Here is a 14,244-nt window from a genome sequence, read left to right on the forward strand (position 1 = left end):
AAGCGCGTCAGCGCTCCGGACCGTCTGATTCGTCACGTCCGCGCGCGCGGCCCCCGGGCGGCAGGACATGCTGCTCGGCCAGGTCCCGCACGAGGTCCTGGAGCTCCGAGCGGATCCAGTCACGGGTGGCCACCTCACCGAGGCCCATCCGCAGCGAGGCGATCTCGCGCGTCAGGTACTCGGTGTCGGCGATGGAGCGCTCGTTCTGCTCGCGCTCCTGCTCCTGCGTGACCCGGTCCCGGTCGTCCTGGCGGTTCTGCGCCAGCAGGATCAGCGGGGCCGCGTACGAGGCCTGGAGGGAGAGCATCAGGGTCAGGAAGATGAACGGGTACTCGTCCCAGCGCAGCGCCTCGGGCGCGAAGACGTTCCACAGCACCCACAGGACGATGATCACGGTCATCCAGGCGATGAAGCGGCCCGTCCCGAGGAAGCGCGCGATCCGTTCCGAGAACCGGGCGAAGGCCTCGGGGTCGTACTCCGGCAGCAACTTACGCCTCGGCGTACGCGGCTGGTCGAGCCGTCCGCGCGGCCCACGCGGCGCGGCGCCCGCTCCCGGGACCCCGGTGGCCCGTTCCCTCGGCGACTGACTGTCGGGGCGCTCAGTGGCCACTCGCGGCCTCCTCGGCGCCGTTGAACCCGGTCTCCCGCCAGTCGTCGGGCAGCAGATGGTCCAGGACGTCGTCGACGGTCACCGCGCCGAGCAGCGACCCGCTCTCGTCCACGACCGGCGCGGCCACCATGTTGTACGCGGCGAGATAGCCGGTGACCTCGGGCAGCGGCGTATCGGGCGACAGCGGCGGCAGATCGCTCTCCACGATCGATCCGACGAGGGTGAACGGCGGGTCCCGCAGCAGCCGTTGGAAGTGGACCGTGCCCAGATACTTGCCCGTCGGTGTCTCGTCCGGCGCCCGGCACACATAGACCTGCGCGGCCAGCGCGGGCGAGAGGGTCTGCCGCCGCACCCGTGCCAGCGCGTCAGCAACCGTCGCGTCCGGCCGCAGCACGATCGGCTCGGTCGTCATCAGGCCGCCCGCCGTCCGCTCCTCGTACGACAGCAGCCGCCGCACGTCGGCGGCGTCCCCGGGCCGCATCAGCGCCAGCAGCCGCTCCTTGTCCTCCTCGGGCAGCTCGGAGAGCAGGTCGGCCGCGTCGTCCGGGTCCATCGCCTCCAGCACGTCGGCCGCCCGGTCGTCCTTCAGCTTGCCCAGGATCTCCACCTGGTCGTCCTCGGGCAGCTCCTCCAGGACATCGGCCAGCCGGTCGTCGTCGAGGGCGGCGGCCACCTCCGCGCGCCGCTTGGGCGACAGATGGTGCAGCACGTTGGCCAGGTCCGCGGGGCGCAGCCGCTCGAAGGTCGCGACGAGATTCTCCGCGCCCTGGCTGTCCTCCTCCAGCGTGAAGCCGGTGACCGCCGACCAGTCGAGGGTCAGCGTCTCGCCGCGTCTGCGCAGCGCGCCGCTCTTGCCGCGCCGGACGAAGACCTTCGCGATCTCCCATTCGCGGCGGGCGGGCAGCTGCTGGACGGCGACATCGAGGACGGTGACCCGCTCGCCGCTCTCCACGAGCTCCACCCGGCGGTCGAGCAGTTCGCCGAGGACGAGCCGCTCCGTGGGGCGCTGCTCGAAGCGCCGCACGTTGACCACGCCGGTCGTGATCACCTGACCCGACGCGACGCCCGTGATACGGGTCATCGGCAGGAAGATCCGCCGCCGGCTGAGGACTTCGACCACCATGCCGAGCACGCGCGGCGGCCGGCCGCCGACCCGCAGCATCGCCACGAGGTCGCGCACCCGCCCCACCTGATCACCGTTCGGGTCGAAGACCGGTACCCCGGCGAGGTGCGAGACGAAGACCCGGGAAGCGCCCGACGCCATCATGCGCTCCTCCTCGCCCGCGACTGTCCCTGCCGTGCCCGCGCCGCCCTGTCGCGACTGTCCCCGTATGGACCGCGACAACGGGTTCAGGCTAGCCCGTACCGCTCCGTGCCGCCCGGGCGGATCCGTCCGTACGGTACGGGAGATCCGTCGCCGGGACTCGTGTCGAGGGGTGCGGGCGGCACGGGTACGCTGCGGTCTGCCGTCCCCCGTCACGCATGAGAGGCAGTGCGTTCGTGACCCTTCCCCGGTCTCTTTCCCGTCTTGGCCGGGCCGCGTTCTCCGTGGCTCTCTGCGTCGGGACGGCCCTCGCGCTCACGGCGTGCGGCGGCGACGAGGACCCGGACGCGGGCACCAACGGCGTCGGCAAACTGTCGGCCGCCGGGATCGAGAAGAAGGCGAAGACGGCGGCCGCGAGCGCGGACGCGGTGCGCCTGGCCGGCACGGTCGTCACCGACGGGCAGACGTACAAGCTCAACATGTCGCTCAAGGAGGCCGGCGGAACCGGCTCGGTCAGCTCGGAGGCCCTCGGCACGTTCGAGCTGCTGCGGGTCGGGGACGAGCTGTTCATGAAGGCCGACGCCGCGTTCTGGACCCACCCCGACGGCAAGGGCGGCGAGGACGCGAGCACCCCGCCGAGCAAGGCCGACGCCGAGGCCGCCGAGAAGCTCGACGACAAGTACGTGAAGGTCCCCGAGGACGATCCGGCCTACGACCAGCTGCGGGGCTTCACCGACAAGAGCGTGCTGCTCGACGGGCTGCTGGGGCTGCACGGCAAGCTCGGCAAGGGGGACCGCCCGGAGATCGGCGGCGTCCGCACCATCGAGGTCAACGGCAGCGACGGCGCGGGCGGCTCGCTGAACGTGTCGCTGGAGGGGACGCCGTACCCGCTGCAACTGGCCCGCGCGGGCGGCGCGGGCACCGTCACCCTCACCGACTGGGGCAAGGACTTCCCGCTGGAGGCCCCGGCGAAGGGCGAGACCGTGGACTACGGCACCACCCTGCCGAGCACCTGAGCCGGGCCGGCGGGCTCAGCCCTGCTTCTTCGCCCGCCTGAACAGCAGGCGCGGCACGGCCGCCGGCGCCGGCTCCCGCGTCGTGGCCGGCGTGGGCAGCGGGGCCGCCGCCTGCGAACCGTGCGGCAGGTCGGTGATCGCGTCGCGCGGCTCCAGGCGCAGCACGCGCGACTCGCGCGCCCACCGGTCCGTCATCTCGTCGAAGTCCGGCGCGTTCAGCCGCTTGCCCTTCAGTTCGGCGACGGCCGCCTCCCACGCCTCCGTACGAGGAGCGAGTTCGGTGACGGACGCGGTCCACGCCACCAGCCGCCCGCCCTTGTCCTTGCTCCGTACGGTCACCTCGGCGGTGGAGCCGTCGACCAGCCCCGGCAGCGGCTGCTCGCCGTCGCCGTCCCCGACGATCAGCGCGGCGCCGTCGAGCCAGACGTGCCACAGGGCACGGGCGGGACCTCCCGCCCGCACCCAGACGAGGCCGGACTTCTTGGTGGCCTCCTCGACGAGCGCCTTGCCGAGGAGGGGGGAGCCGGGCACGGTTTCGGTCATGCCCGGCAGCCTAGGGCGTCAGGCGGCCCCTACAGCCACCCGTTGCGCTTCAGCGTCCGGTGGATGGCGAGACAGATCACGGCGATGGCGCCCAGCACCATCGGGTAGCCGTACTTCCAGCCCAGCTCAGGCATGTGATCGAAGTTCATGCCGTAGACACCGCAGACGGCCGTCGGTACGGCGATGATCGCCGCCCAGGACGTGATCTTGCGCATGTCCTCGTTCTGCGCGACGGTCGCCTGCGCCAGATTGGCCTGGAGGATCGAGTTCAGCAGCTCGTCGAAGCCGACGACCTCCTCGTGCACCCTCGCCAGGTGGTCGGCGACGTCCCGGAAGTACTTCTGCACGTCGGGCTCGACCAGCCGCATCGGACGCTCGCTCAGCAGCTGCATCGGCCGCAGCAGCGGCGCCACGGCCCGCTTGAACTCCAGCACCTCGCGCTTGAGCTGGTAGATCCGCCCCGCGTCCGAGCTGCGCGGGCTGCCCTTCGACGGCGCCGAGAACACATCGATCTCGACCTCGTCGATGTCGTCCTGGACGGCCTCCGCCACCGCGATGTAACCGTCCACGACATGGTCCGCGATCGCGTGCAGCACCGACGAGGGGCCCTTGGCCAGCAGCTCGCTGTCCTCCTCCAGCCGGTGGCGCAGCGCGCGCAGCGACCCCTTGCCGCCGTGCCGCACGGTGATCACGAAGTCGCGGCCGGTGAAGCACATCACCTCGCCGGTCTCCACGACCTCGCTGGTCGCGGTGAGCTCGGCGTGCTCGACGTAGTGGATGGTCTTGAAGACGGCGAAGAGGGTGTCGTCGTACCGCTCCAGCTTGGGCCGCTGGTGGGCGTGGACCGCGTCCTCGACGGCGAGCGGGTGCAGCCCGAACTCGGCCGCGATACCGGCGAACTCCTCCTCCGTCGGCTCGTGGAGGCCGATCCAGGCGAACCCGCCGCCCCGTCGCACCTCCAGCATCGCCTCGTGCGGGGTGAGGCACGGCTCGTCCTTCACCCGCCGGCCGCCGCGGTAGACGGCGCAGTCGACGACGGCGCTGGAGGCCGAGGGGTCGCGCGTGGAGTCGTACGTGCTGTACGGGGTGTTGCTCTTGCGCGGGGACGGACGGACCGCCGCACGCAGGTCACGGATCATCGACATGGCTGGCTCCTCCCGGAGAGGCCGTCGGCGGGGCGTGGCACAGCCCGGAACGGGGACGTGAGGCGCGTACGTGCCGGCATGGATCGAGACGGCGTGACACGACGCGGCGCGCGTACGTCCGCAAAGCGGGCGGCACCGCGAGGACGCGGTGACGGCATTCGCTACAGACAGGCAAAACAGAGCTGGTGCGGTGCTCTTCCGTCGTGCGACAAGCCGCGGGCCTGTACGGGGCAGGGCCTCAGATGTGAGAGGCGGTACAGCGCGAGGAAGAGCGGCTGGTACTGGCCGGGTGACTTCGATCCACCGCAGCCCCACCTCCTCCGGCCGGTCCCCCGTAGGGGACGACGTATGTCGGGACTGGAAGGCGACGCTGTCCGCGTGCTGTCCCGACCGGCGGCCCAGACTAGCAGCCGATCGACGCCAATTCCGTCTCCTGCCCGTTAAGACGGCGTTCTATGCTCGCCGGATGGCAGAAGTTCTCTCTCTGGTCGAGGCACGGTTGCGTACGGCTCTCGGCGAGCCGGACGCGCGTGCGGCGATGACGTTCGTGGGCACGGACCGGGTCGAGGTCCTGCGGTTTCTCGATCCGGGGGACCGGGGCGGGGAAGGCGATCCGCCGGGTCCCGGCGGCGGCGCCGAGGGCGGTTCCGACGGCCCCCTTGTGCGGTACGCCACGCTCGGGATGTCCGCGCGGCCGATGGCCGATCCCACGGTCGTCGTGCCCGATCCGGCCCGGGGGCCCCGCGCCGAGCTGGTCCTGTCCGTACGGGCCGGGCTCGCCGACACCGACAAGGTGCTGCGCCCCCTCGCCGTACTGGCCGCCTCGCCCCAGGTCGAGGGGCTGGTCGTGACCGCGGGTGCCTCGCTGGAGGTCGGTGAACCCCTGTGGCCCGGCGCGCCGTTCAGCTCCGTGCTCGTCGCGGAGTCCGGCGGGCTGGTCCCCGATCTGGAGCTGGACGCGCCGCTCGACCCCGTACGGTTCCTGCCGCTGCTGCCGATGACGCCCAACGAGGCGGCGTGGAAACGGGTGAAGGGCGCGCAGGCGCTCCAGGAGCGGTGGCTGGCGCACGGTACGGATCTGCGCGACCCGCTGCGCGGGCCGGTGCCACTGGACTGAGGACGGCGGCCGGGGATGGGCCGCCGACCCACCGTCAGGGGTGTACGTGTGCCGTCGGACCCCGTACGCCGCACGGGGGAGAGCCCGTCTCGTACAGGCCGCCGGTATTTGCCGCCGATCTGTGCCGGACGGGTGATCGTCCTTGACGGGGCGTCGGCCGGGGAGGACCGTGGGGCGCTATGAGGGGCGAACCAGGGTGCCCGAAGTGCGGTGGCCGGGTGAGGGCGCCCGGTCTCTTCGCCGACTCCTGGCAGTGCGACACACACGGCACCGTGCATCCGCTGCAACCGGTCATACCGCCCAGCGTCGAAGCCCTCGGGGTCGTGGTGAACCGCGCCCGGGTCCCCGTCTGGATGCCCTGGCCGCTCCCCGTCGGCTGGCTCTACACCGGCGTCGCCTACGCGGGCGACGACCGCAGCGGCGGCCGGGCCACCGCCGTCGCGTGCTCGGGACCCGGCCCGCTCGGCGGCTCGGGAGAGCTGCTGCTGGTCGCCGAGGAGCTCGGCGTCGGACTCGGGGCGCGCTACGCCGGGATCGACGGTCCCGACCCCGGCCCGCACATCTGCGGCGACAAGCCCCCGCACGCCAAACTCCTGGCCGCCGGCCGCCCCACCCCCCTCTGGCACGTGCCAGAGGCGCCGCCGGACCGCGCGGTCTTCGCGGGCGAGGCGCTCGGACTCTGGCTCTGGGCGATCGTCTGGCCGGAGCAGACAGGGCTGTTGATGTACGACGAGCTGGTGCTCACCGATCTGCGGGACGCCGGCGCCGAGGTGGATCTGCTGCCCTGCGGGGCGCTCTCGGGGCGTCTGCTGAGCTGACCCGCGGCAGGGGCGGCCCAGCCGGTGGACGGGGCCGGGGCGCGACCGGCCGGGACGCCTTCGAACGCCCGTTATCCTGGAGCGTCCCCTGCCCGCCCGAGCCCCTGGAGTCCGTGTCGTGCGCATCGACCTGCACACCCACTCCACGGCGTCGGACGGTACGGACACCCCGGCCGAGCTGGTCCGTAACGCCGCCGCCGCCGGTCTGGACGTCGTCGCGCTCACCGACCACGACACGACCCGGGGCCATGCCGAGGCGCTCAAGGCCCTCGCCGATCTCGACACCGGACTCACCCTCGTCACCGGCGCGGAGCTCTCCTGCCGGGCCGACGGGGTGAGCCTGCACATGCTGGCGTATCTCTTCGACGCCGACGAGCCCCATCTGCTGCGCCAGCGCGAGCTGGTGCGCGACGACCGGGTGCCGCGCGCGAAGGCGATGGTGGCCAAACTCCAGGAGTTCGGCGTGCCGATCACCTGGGAACAGGTCGCCAGGATCGCCGGAGACGGCTCGATCGGCCGACCGCACGTCGCGTCGGCCCTGGTCGAACTGGGCGTCGTCGGCTCGGTCGACGAGGCGTTCACCTCCGAGTGGCTCTCCGACCACGGCCGGGTGCACGTGCCCCGCCACGAGCTGAACCCCTTCGACGCGATCCGGCTGGTCAAGGCCGCCGGAGGTGTCACCGTCGTCGCCCATCCGCTGGCCGTGACCCGGGGCGCGGTCGTCGCCGAGGCGGCGCTGGTCCGGATGGCCGAGGCGGGGCTCGACGGCGTCGAGGTCGACCACATGAACCACGACGAGCCCACCCGCGCCCGCCTGCGTGGACTCGCCGCCGAGCTGGGGCTGCTCACGACCGGCTCCAGCGACTACCACGGCACCCGGAAGACCGTACGGCTCGGGGAGTACCGCACCGACCCGGAGATCTACGGCGAGATCGTCCGGCGTGCGTCGGGCGCCTTCCCGGTGCCCGGCACGGGCGGACAGGGCTGACCCGCCCACGCGTCACCGCGTAACGCCCCCGTCCGACCGACCCCGCACCATGTGCCCGTCGTGCGCGGCCCCGTGCCGCGCCGTGGGGCCGCGTCCCGCGCGCCCCGAGTCCCGCCCGCCCTTCTCCCGCAAGGCCACCCCGTGTTCGACGCCGCCGTTTTCGGCTCCCTCTTCCTGACTCTCTTCGTGATCATGGACCCGCCCGGGATCACCCCGATCTTCCTCGGTCTGACCTCCGGGCGCCCCGCCAAGGTGCAGCGCCGGATGGCCTGGCAGGCGGTGGCCGTCGCCTTCGGCGTGATCACCGTCTTCGGCATACTCGGCCAGCAGATCCTGGACTATCTGCATGTCTCCGTCCCCGCGCTGATGATCGCGGGCGGGCTGCTCCTGCTGCTGATCGCACTCGATCTGCTCACGGGCAAGAACGACGAGCCCAAGCAGACCAAGGACGTCAACGTCGCCCTCGTACCCCTCGGGATGCCGCTGCTGGCCGGCCCCGGCGCGATAGTCTCCGTCATCCTCGCCGTCCAGCACGCCGGGAGTGCGGCGGCCCAGGTCTCGGTGTGGGCGGCCATCGTGGCGATGCACGCCGTGCTCTGGGTGACGATGCGCTACTCGCTGGTGATCATCCGGATCATCAAGGACGGCGGTGTGGTGCTCGTGACCAGGCTCGCCGGAATGATGCTCTCGGCGATCGCCGTGCAGCAGATCATCAACGGCGTCACCCAGGTCGTCCAGGCGGCATGAGACCAAAGCGCCCCCGTACGGATGTCCGTACGGGGGCGTCTCGACAAGTGCCGATCAGTGGATCCGGGGGATCCGAGAGTTATGAGGCCGGGGTCTCGGCCGGGCGGATGTAGAGGCGCTGCCCTGTCGAGGCGGCCTGTTGCACGATCTGATTGACGGAGGCGGCGTCCACGACGGTGCTGTCGACAGCTGTGCCGTCAGCATCGTTCAGTCGCATGATCTCGAAGCGCATATCGCTTCTCCCTTCGTCTGATCCTCCGTAGGAGAACTGTGTGTGACGGGTGGCCCATCGTTGATTACATGAGGCGACAACGCCTTGCCCTCTGCAAACATTCCCTACACTAAAGAAATTTTTCGGATGGCTAATTACTGGCGAGTACAGCCGTGCGTGCGGACAATGGACCCCGTATGAGCGAGGCAGAGATCAACCCCGACATCGCCGAGGTCGGCGCCCGCCTGGAGCGCACCAACGAACTGCTCCAGCGGATGCTCGCCGAGGTCGCGAAGACGCCGTCCACCCACGCCATATTCGTCGACGCGGGTTACGTCTATGCCGCGGCCGGGTTACTGGTCGCGGGGACCGAGGACCGGCGGTCCTTCGATCTCGACGCCGAGGGGCTCATCGAGGCGTTCATCGACAAGGCGCGCACGATCTTCGCGGACAGCCGGCTGCTGCGTGTGTACTGGTACGACGGCGCGCGGCGCCGTATCCACACGCCCGAGCAGCAGGCCATCGCCGAGCTGCCCGACGTCAAGGTCCGCCTCGGCAATCTCAACGCCAACAACCAGCAGAAGGGCGTCGACTCCCTGATCCGCACGGATCTCGAATCGCTCGCCAGGCACCGTGCCATCAGCGACGCCGCCCTGGTGGGCGGTGACGAGGACCTGGTGTCGGCGGTGGAGGCCGCGCAGGGCTACGGCGCGCGCGTCCATCTCTGGGGCATCGAGGCCGGCGAGGGGCGCAACCAGGCCGAGCCGCTGCTGTGGGAGGTCGACAGCCAGCGCACCTTCGACCTCGACTTCTGGAAGCCGTACGTGACGCGGCGGGCGGTCACCACGTACGAGAACGAGGGCGAACCGCCGCCCTCGCGCGACCAGGTGCGCTTCATCGGCGCGCAGATCGCCGCGACCTGGCTGGTCGGGCGGGGGCGGGCGGCGATGGCCGAGCTGCTGCCGGGCCATCCGTATCTGCCGGGCCCCGTCGACCAGGACCTGCTGATCGAGGCGGAGAGATTGCTGCAACGGTCGCTGAGGGGGCACTCCGTGCTGCGGCGTGCCCTGCGGGACGGCTTCTGGCAGCACCTCCAGGCGCAGCTCTGAGCCCCCGGGCCCCGCTGTCGGTCAGTGCGGTTCCGAACCGTCCCAGAAGGCGCTGAGCGCCGCCGCCGTACGCAGCGGCTGGTCGGTGTTCGGCGAGTGCTCGGCGCCCTCGACGATCGTCCGGCGCGCGTCCAGGCGCCGGGCCATCTCGTCGAGCAGCGGCACCGGCCAGGTGTCGTCGCGCACGCCGGACATCACATGCTTCGGCAGCGGCCGTACGGCGGCGAGCTCGGCCACCCGGTCCGGCTCCACCGTCAACTGCCGCCCCGTGGTGAGCAGTTGGACCGGGTTGTGGCGCAGCCAGCGGTGGCGCAGATCCGATCCGTCGACATCGGTCTCCTCCGGCGGCTCCATCGCCTGAATGCCCTCCCAGACCCGCCCCATGTCCATGTCCGTGAGCGCCAGGGCCTCGCTCAGCAGCCGTACGCGCTCCTCCTGGGAAGGCGAGATCCGGGCGGGGCCCGAGGAGATCAGCGTCAGCGTGCGGAAGGGCGTCGGGTCACTCAGGACCGCGGCGCGGGCGATCTGCCCGCCCAGCGAGTGCCCCACGAGATGGACCGGTGTCCCCACCGCCTCCGCCTGTGCCAGCACATCCGCCGCCAACTCCTCCTGGGCGTACGCCTCTTGGGAGTCCGGGCCCTCGGACTCGTACTGCCCGCGGCCGTCCACGGCGACCGCGCGGTAGCCGGCGCCGGTGAGCGGCTCCAGCATCGCGATGAAGTCCTCCTTACTGCCGGTGAACCCGGGCATCAGGAGAGCGGTGCCCCGCGGCGTCCCCTCGGGGCGCGCGTCGAGCACGGCGAAGTGCCCGCGCCGCGTCGGCAGCTGGAGCGCGCGGGCACAGGGCGGGGGACTGAACGTGGGCGGGCGGCTCATGCGACGAGAGTAAGTCCCCGCGCCCACCGCCGCCTCACCCGCCCGGGCGGCCTCCCGAGGAGGTGCGGGCGACGGCCCGCGGGGACGCCGACGGCCCGGCCCCCACGAGGGGGACCGGGCCGTCGGACCCGCGATATCAGCTCTCCGGCTGCGCTGCCGCCGCGCGGGTGCGGCGCCGGCGCGGCTTGGTCTCGGCGGCGGGTGCGTCGCCCTCCGCCGTCTCGGCGGCCTTCGCCGTCACGGCCTCGACCGGGGCCTTGGCCGCGCGCGTACGGCGCCGGGGCTTGGTCTCGGCCTTCGTCCCGGCGTCGATGTCGACGATCGCGGCCGGAGCCACGCCCTCGGCCGTCTCCACGGCCTCCACGGCGGGCTTGGCGGCCCGTGTACGGCGCCGGCGCGGCTTGCCGGCCACCTCGGCGTCGCCGTCGGCCAGGGGCTCGCCCAGCGGCTCGACGAACAGGTCGGTCGCGGGCCGCTCCGCCGTCGCGGCGACAGCGGCGGCCGCGTCGGCGGGCACGCTCACGCGCGTACGCCGACGGCGGCGCGGGATACGCGGCTCGGCCGCGTCCCCGCCCTCGGCGGTGTCGACCGCTCCGGCCGCCGCCGGGGCCGTCTCCGCCACCGTCCGCGTCTGTGCCTCGCCGGCCTCCAGGGGAGTCCCCCCGCGGGTACGGCGGCGCTGGCGCGGCGTGCGCGTACGGGCGGGACGCTCCTCGTGCACGGCCGTGGCGGACGCGCGCGAGGAGGACGGACCGCCCGCGGACTTACGGCCGCGACCGCCCGTCTCGCCCAGGTCCTCGACCTGCTCCGCCGACAGACCGGCTCGCGTGCGGTCCATTCGCGGCAGGATGCCCTTCGTCCCCGCCGGGATGTTGAGCTCCTCGAAGAGGTGCGGCGAGGTCGAGTAGGTCTCCGGCGGGTCCGGGAAGCCCAGGTCGAGCGCCTTGTTGATCAGCTGCCAGCGCGGGATGTCGTCCCAGTCGACCAGCGTGACGGCGATGCCGGACGCGCCCGCGCGGCCGGTGCGCCCGATGCGGTGGAGGTAGGTCTTCTCCTCCTCGGGCGACTGGTAGTTGATGACATGCGTCACGCCCTCGACGTCGATACCGCGGGCGGCGACGTCGGTGCAGACGAGAACGTCCACCTTGCCGTTGCGGAACGCGCGCAGCGCCTGCTCACGGGCGCCCTGGCCCAGGTCCCCGTGGACGGCGCCCGAGGCGAAGCCGCGCTGGGCGAGCTGGTCGGCGATGTCGGCGGCCGTACGCTTCGTACGGCAGAAGATCATCGCGAGCCCGCGGCCCTCGGCCTGGAGGATGCGCGCCACCAGCTCGGGCTTGTCCATGGAGTGGGCGCGGTAGACGCGCTGGGTGGTGTTGGCGACCGTCGCGCCCTCGTCGTCCGGCGACGTGGCGCTGATGTGCGTGGGCTGCGACATGTAGCGGCGTGCGAGGCCGATGACCGCGCCCGGCATCGTGGCCGAGAACAGCATCGTCTGGCGCTTGGCCGGCAGCAGCTGGATGATCCGCTCGACGTCGGGCAGGAAGCCCAGGTCGAGCATCTCGTCGGCCTCGTCCAGGACGAGACCGCGCACGTGCGACAGGTCGAGCTTGCGCTGACCCGCCAGGTCGAGCAGGCGGCCCGGGGTGCCGACGATCACGTCGACGCCCTTCTTGAGGGCCTCGACCTGCGGTTCGTAGGCACGGCCGCCGTAGATCGCCAGCACGCGTACGTTGCGCACCTTGCCGGCGGTCTGGAGGTCGTTGGTGACCTGCTGGCACAGCTCGCGGGTGGGGACGACCACGAGGGCCTGCGGGGCGTTGGTGAGCTGCTCGGGAACGGCCCGGCCCGCCTCGACGTCGGCGGGGACGGTGACGCGCTCCAGGAGCGGCAGGCCGAAGCCGAGCGTCTTGCCCGTGCCGGTCTTGGCCTGGCCGATGACGTCCTTGCCGGACAGGGCGACCGGGAGCGTCATCTCCTGGATGGGGAAGGGGGACAGGATGCCGACGGCTTCGAGCGCTTCGGCCGTCTCGGGAAGGATTCCGAGGTCTCGGAAAGTCGTAGTCAGGGTGCTGCCTCTTCTGTGAGACGCGACCCGAGGCGAACGCTGGGGGTCGTACCGCACCTGGGTACTCGGCCGGCCGTGGATTGGCCGGATGGCGCGGGACCACTGCCGTCGCTCGAGCGCTCGTGCCGCTGAGGGGGCCCCTCATCTGCAGGTCGTACGCAGCTGTGCGCACGGTCCGCGCGGAGGGCGGTCGGGTCGGAGCCGATCGGGCCACCGACCGGGCATCCTCATGGGGCCTGTCCGGGACAGATCTCCCGGTCAAACACTGCGATGGCCCACCGAATACTCGGCAGGCGCATTACCACTGTACCCCGGAATCGCGCAGGTGTGTTGGACGAATTCGTCGGAACGGTGCGAGGGCGCTGCCCGGCCGGGCCCTTGAACGGTGTGCGAAGTGGGCTCTGCGCGGTGCGCCGAGCGGGCTATTGTGCGCTCCATGGAGACGTCTGACAACGCCACTGAGCCCGAGTCCGCACCTGGGTCACCGACCGGTTCCGCGCCCGCGGAACCCACCGGGATCGCCGCACAGGACTGGGCGACCGCCTCCGCCGATCCGAAGTACCGGGCAGCGGTCGTAGACCTGCTGGGAGCGCTCGCCTACGGCGAACTGGCGGCCTTCGAGCGGCTCGCCGAGGACGCCAAACTCGCGCCGACCCTGGACGACAAGGCGGAACTCGCGAAGATGGCCTCCGCCGAATTCCACCATTTCGAGAGGCTGCGCGACCGGCTCGGGGAAATCGACGCCGATCCGACGGGCGCCATGGATCCCTTTGCCGCAGCGCTGGACGACTTCCACCGTCAGACCGCGCCGTCGGACTGGCTGGAAGGCCTGGTCAAGGCATATGTCGGCGATTCGATCGCCAGTGACTTCTACCGCGAGGTGGCCGCGCGGCTGGACTCCGACACCCGCGGTCTGGTGCTCGCCGTGCTCGACGACACAGGGCACGGCAATTTCGCGGTCGAGAAGGTCAGGGCCGCGATCGAGGCCGAACCCCGCGTCGGCGGACGGCTCGCCCTCTGGGCGCGGCGGCTGATGGGCGAGGCGCTGTCCCAGGCCCAGCGCGTGGTGGCCGACCGGGACGCGCTGTCGACGATGCTGGTGGGCGGGGTCGCCGACGGATTCGACCTGGCCGAGGTGGGCCGGATGTTCTCCCGGATCACCGAGGCGCACACGAAGCGGATGGCGGCCCTGGGACTGGCCGCCTGAGACTCCCGCGTCCGGGGCTCCCGCGCCGGCGGATCAGAGAAGGCACACGAGGCCGGCGGATCAGGAAGGCATCGGACGGCGCAGGACCGTGCTCGCGGGGCGGATCAGCAGCGAGAGCAGCACCGCCCCGACGGCGACCGCGCCGACCAGCGTCGCGACGACATGACCGGGGCCGAGCGCCGCGTGCGTGAGCATCGCCCCGAAGAGGGAGCCCAGGGCCCCCGCGGCGAGCACGAGGCGACGGGAGGGGAGCCGGTGGGGCAGCCGCTGGAGCGCGGCCCACGAAGCACCGAGTCCGAGCAGGACCGCACCGAGAGCTTCCAAGATCACCGCTGATCACCTCACGAAGCGCGCTGGTCAATTCGGTCGTAGCCCGTCTACCCGGAGTGCACGCGGGGCAACCCTCCGCGATCCGCCCACGATCCGGGAAGCGGACAGAGGTGTGGGGGGGGGGGGGGGGCGACCCCCCGCCCCCCCGCGGAAAAAAAAAAAAAAAAAAACACCCCACAACACCATAAAACGCTTATG

Annotated in this window: 15 protein-coding genes; 7 read left to right on the forward strand and 8 right to left on the reverse strand. The window is 71.9% G+C overall.

All coding sequences use genetic code 11. The features are described 5' to 3' along the window. Window positions 1–7 precede the first annotated feature (7 nt). Together ACFWU9_RS04720 and ACFWU9_RS04725 are read right to left on the reverse strand one after the other, a co-directional pair. Entirely contained in the window at window positions 8–610 is a 603-nt protein-coding gene (locus ACFWU9_RS04720) for a DUF1003 domain-containing protein (protein ID WP_384314891.1), read from the reverse strand. Then, window positions 600–1,874, reverse strand: coding sequence for a magnesium transporter MgtE N-terminal domain-containing protein (locus ACFWU9_RS04725; protein WP_384314923.1), 1,275 nt, complete (start codon window positions 1,872–1,874; stop codon window positions 600–602). Before ACFWU9_RS04725 ends, ACFWU9_RS04720 begins: the two co-directional genes overlap by 11 nt. A gap of 218 nt (window positions 1,875–2,092) precedes the next feature. On the opposite strand from ACFWU9_RS04725, the gene ACFWU9_RS04730 reads away from it, so the two are divergent. After that, a complete protein-coding gene (locus ACFWU9_RS04730) occupies window positions 2,093–2,890 on the forward strand; it encodes a hypothetical protein (protein ID WP_384314892.1) in 798 nt (265 codons plus the stop codon). 15 nt (window positions 2,891–2,905) lie between these two features. Here the strand turns inward: ACFWU9_RS04730 and ACFWU9_RS04735 are convergent, their stop codons facing one another. Next, window positions 2,906–3,433: a hypothetical protein gene (locus ACFWU9_RS04735; protein WP_384314893.1), complete on the reverse strand. Its 528-nt coding sequence runs from the start codon at window positions 3,431–3,433 to the stop codon at window positions 2,906–2,908. Between the two features lie 29 nt (window positions 3,434–3,462). Then, window positions 3,463–4,578 carry a magnesium and cobalt transport protein CorA gene (locus ACFWU9_RS04740; RefSeq protein ID WP_384314894.1) on the reverse strand — a complete coding sequence of 372 codons (1,116 nt, stop codon included), beginning with the start codon at window positions 4,576–4,578 and terminating at the stop codon, window positions 3,463–3,465. Window positions 4,579–5,044: 466 nt separating this feature from the next. Between ACFWU9_RS04740 and ACFWU9_RS04745 the strand changes: the two genes are divergently transcribed. The 4 genes from ACFWU9_RS04745 to ACFWU9_RS04760 all read left to right on the forward strand — a co-directional run bounded on the left by ACFWU9_RS04745 (window position 5,045) and on the right by ACFWU9_RS04760 (window position 8,248). Next, the gene (locus tag ACFWU9_RS04745) at window positions 5,045–5,695 is read left to right on the forward strand and encodes a suppressor of fused domain protein (RefSeq protein WP_384314895.1); all 651 of its coding nucleotides are present in this window, start codon (window positions 5,045–5,047) and stop codon (window positions 5,693–5,695) included. Between the two features lie 179 nt (window positions 5,696–5,874). Next, window positions 5,875–6,513 carry a DUF6758 family protein gene (locus ACFWU9_RS04750; protein ID WP_384314896.1) on the forward strand — a complete coding sequence of 213 codons (639 nt, stop codon included), beginning with the start codon at window positions 5,875–5,877 and terminating at the stop codon, window positions 6,511–6,513. 118 nt (window positions 6,514–6,631) lie between these two features. Then, window positions 6,632–7,501: a PHP domain-containing protein gene (locus ACFWU9_RS04755; protein WP_384314897.1), complete on the forward strand. Its 870-nt coding sequence runs from the start codon at window positions 6,632–6,634 to the stop codon at window positions 7,499–7,501. A gap of 141 nt (window positions 7,502–7,642) precedes the next feature. Continuing rightward, a complete protein-coding gene (locus ACFWU9_RS04760) occupies window positions 7,643–8,248 on the forward strand; it encodes a MarC family protein (protein ID WP_384314898.1) in 606 nt (201 codons plus the stop codon). Window positions 8,249–8,327: 79 nt separating this feature from the next. On the opposite strand, the gene ACFWU9_RS04765 is transcribed toward ACFWU9_RS04760, so the two are convergent. Further along, entirely contained in the window at window positions 8,328–8,480 is a 153-nt protein-coding gene (locus tag ACFWU9_RS04765; protein WP_189111543.1) for a hypothetical protein, read from the reverse strand. A gap of 176 nt (window positions 8,481–8,656) precedes the next feature. Here ACFWU9_RS04765 and ACFWU9_RS04770 point away from each other — a divergent pair, with 176 nt between their 5' ends. Further along, window positions 8,657–9,568, forward strand: a complete 912-nt coding sequence (locus ACFWU9_RS04770) for an NYN domain-containing protein (RefSeq protein ID WP_384314899.1) — start codon at window positions 8,657–8,659, stop codon at window positions 9,566–9,568. A 21-nt stretch (window positions 9,569–9,589) separates the two neighbouring features. Here ACFWU9_RS04770 and ACFWU9_RS04775 read toward each other — a convergent pair whose 3' ends face one another. Further along, window positions 9,590–10,444 (reverse strand): alpha/beta fold hydrolase, encoded by an 855-nt coding sequence (locus ACFWU9_RS04775; protein WP_384314900.1) that lies wholly within the window; start codon window positions 10,442–10,444, stop codon window positions 9,590–9,592. A gap of 136 nt (window positions 10,445–10,580) precedes the next feature. Continuing rightward, window positions 10,581–12,416 (reverse strand): DEAD/DEAH box helicase, encoded by a 1,836-nt coding sequence (locus tag ACFWU9_RS04780; protein ID WP_384314901.1) that lies wholly within the window; start codon window positions 12,414–12,416, stop codon window positions 10,581–10,583. A 520-nt stretch (window positions 12,417–12,936) separates the two neighbouring features. On the opposite strand from ACFWU9_RS04780, the gene ACFWU9_RS04785 reads away from it, so the two are divergent. Then, complete coding sequence (locus ACFWU9_RS04785) at window positions 12,937–13,716, forward strand: ferritin-like fold-containing protein (protein WP_384314924.1); 780 nt, start codon at window positions 12,937–12,939, stop codon at window positions 13,714–13,716. Between the two features lie 60 nt (window positions 13,717–13,776). Here the strand turns inward: ACFWU9_RS04785 and ACFWU9_RS04790 are convergent, their stop codons facing one another. Continuing rightward, window positions 13,777–14,046, reverse strand: coding sequence for a hypothetical protein (locus ACFWU9_RS04790; protein WP_384314902.1), 270 nt, complete (start codon window positions 14,044–14,046; stop codon window positions 13,777–13,779). Window positions 14,047–14,244 lie beyond the last annotated feature (198 nt).

It is taken from the genome of Streptomyces sp. NPDC058653 (assembly GCF_042716895.1).
Classification (GTDB): domain Bacteria; phylum Actinomycetota; class Actinomycetes; order Streptomycetales; family Streptomycetaceae; genus Streptomyces.

Coding starts and splice junctions, on each gene's coding strand:
- ACFWU9_RS04750 (WP_384314896.1), top strand. CDS start 5,875: ATGAGGGGCGAACCAGGGTGCCCGAAGTGCGGTGGCCGGGTGAGGGCG.
- ACFWU9_RS04725 (WP_384314923.1), bottom strand. CDS start 1,874: ATGGCGTCGGGCGCTTCCCGGGTCTTCGTCTCGCACCTCGCCGGGGTA.
- ACFWU9_RS04780 (WP_384314901.1), bottom strand. CDS start 12,416: ATGACGCTCCCGGTCGCCCTGTCCGGCAAGGACGTCATCGGCCAGGCC.
- ACFWU9_RS04765 (WP_189111543.1), bottom strand. CDS start 8,480: ATGCGCTTCGAGATCATGCGACTGAACGATGCTGACGGCACAGCTGTC.
- ACFWU9_RS04730 (WP_384314892.1), top strand. CDS start 2,093: ATGAGAGGCAGTGCGTTCGTGACCCTTCCCCGGTCTCTTTCCCGTCTT.
- ACFWU9_RS04770 (WP_384314899.1), top strand. CDS start 8,657: ATGAGCGAGGCAGAGATCAACCCCGACATCGCCGAGGTCGGCGCCCGC.
- ACFWU9_RS04735 (WP_384314893.1), bottom strand. CDS start 3,433: ATGACCGAAACCGTGCCCGGCTCCCCCCTCCTCGGCAAGGCGCTCGTC.
- ACFWU9_RS04745 (WP_384314895.1), top strand. CDS start 5,045: ATGGCAGAAGTTCTCTCTCTGGTCGAGGCACGGTTGCGTACGGCTCTC.
- ACFWU9_RS04775 (WP_384314900.1), bottom strand. CDS start 10,444: ATGAGCCGCCCGCCCACGTTCAGTCCCCCGCCCTGTGCCCGCGCGCTC.
- ACFWU9_RS04740 (WP_384314894.1), bottom strand. CDS start 4,578: ATGTCGATGATCCGTGACCTGCGTGCGGCGGTCCGTCCGTCCCCGCGC.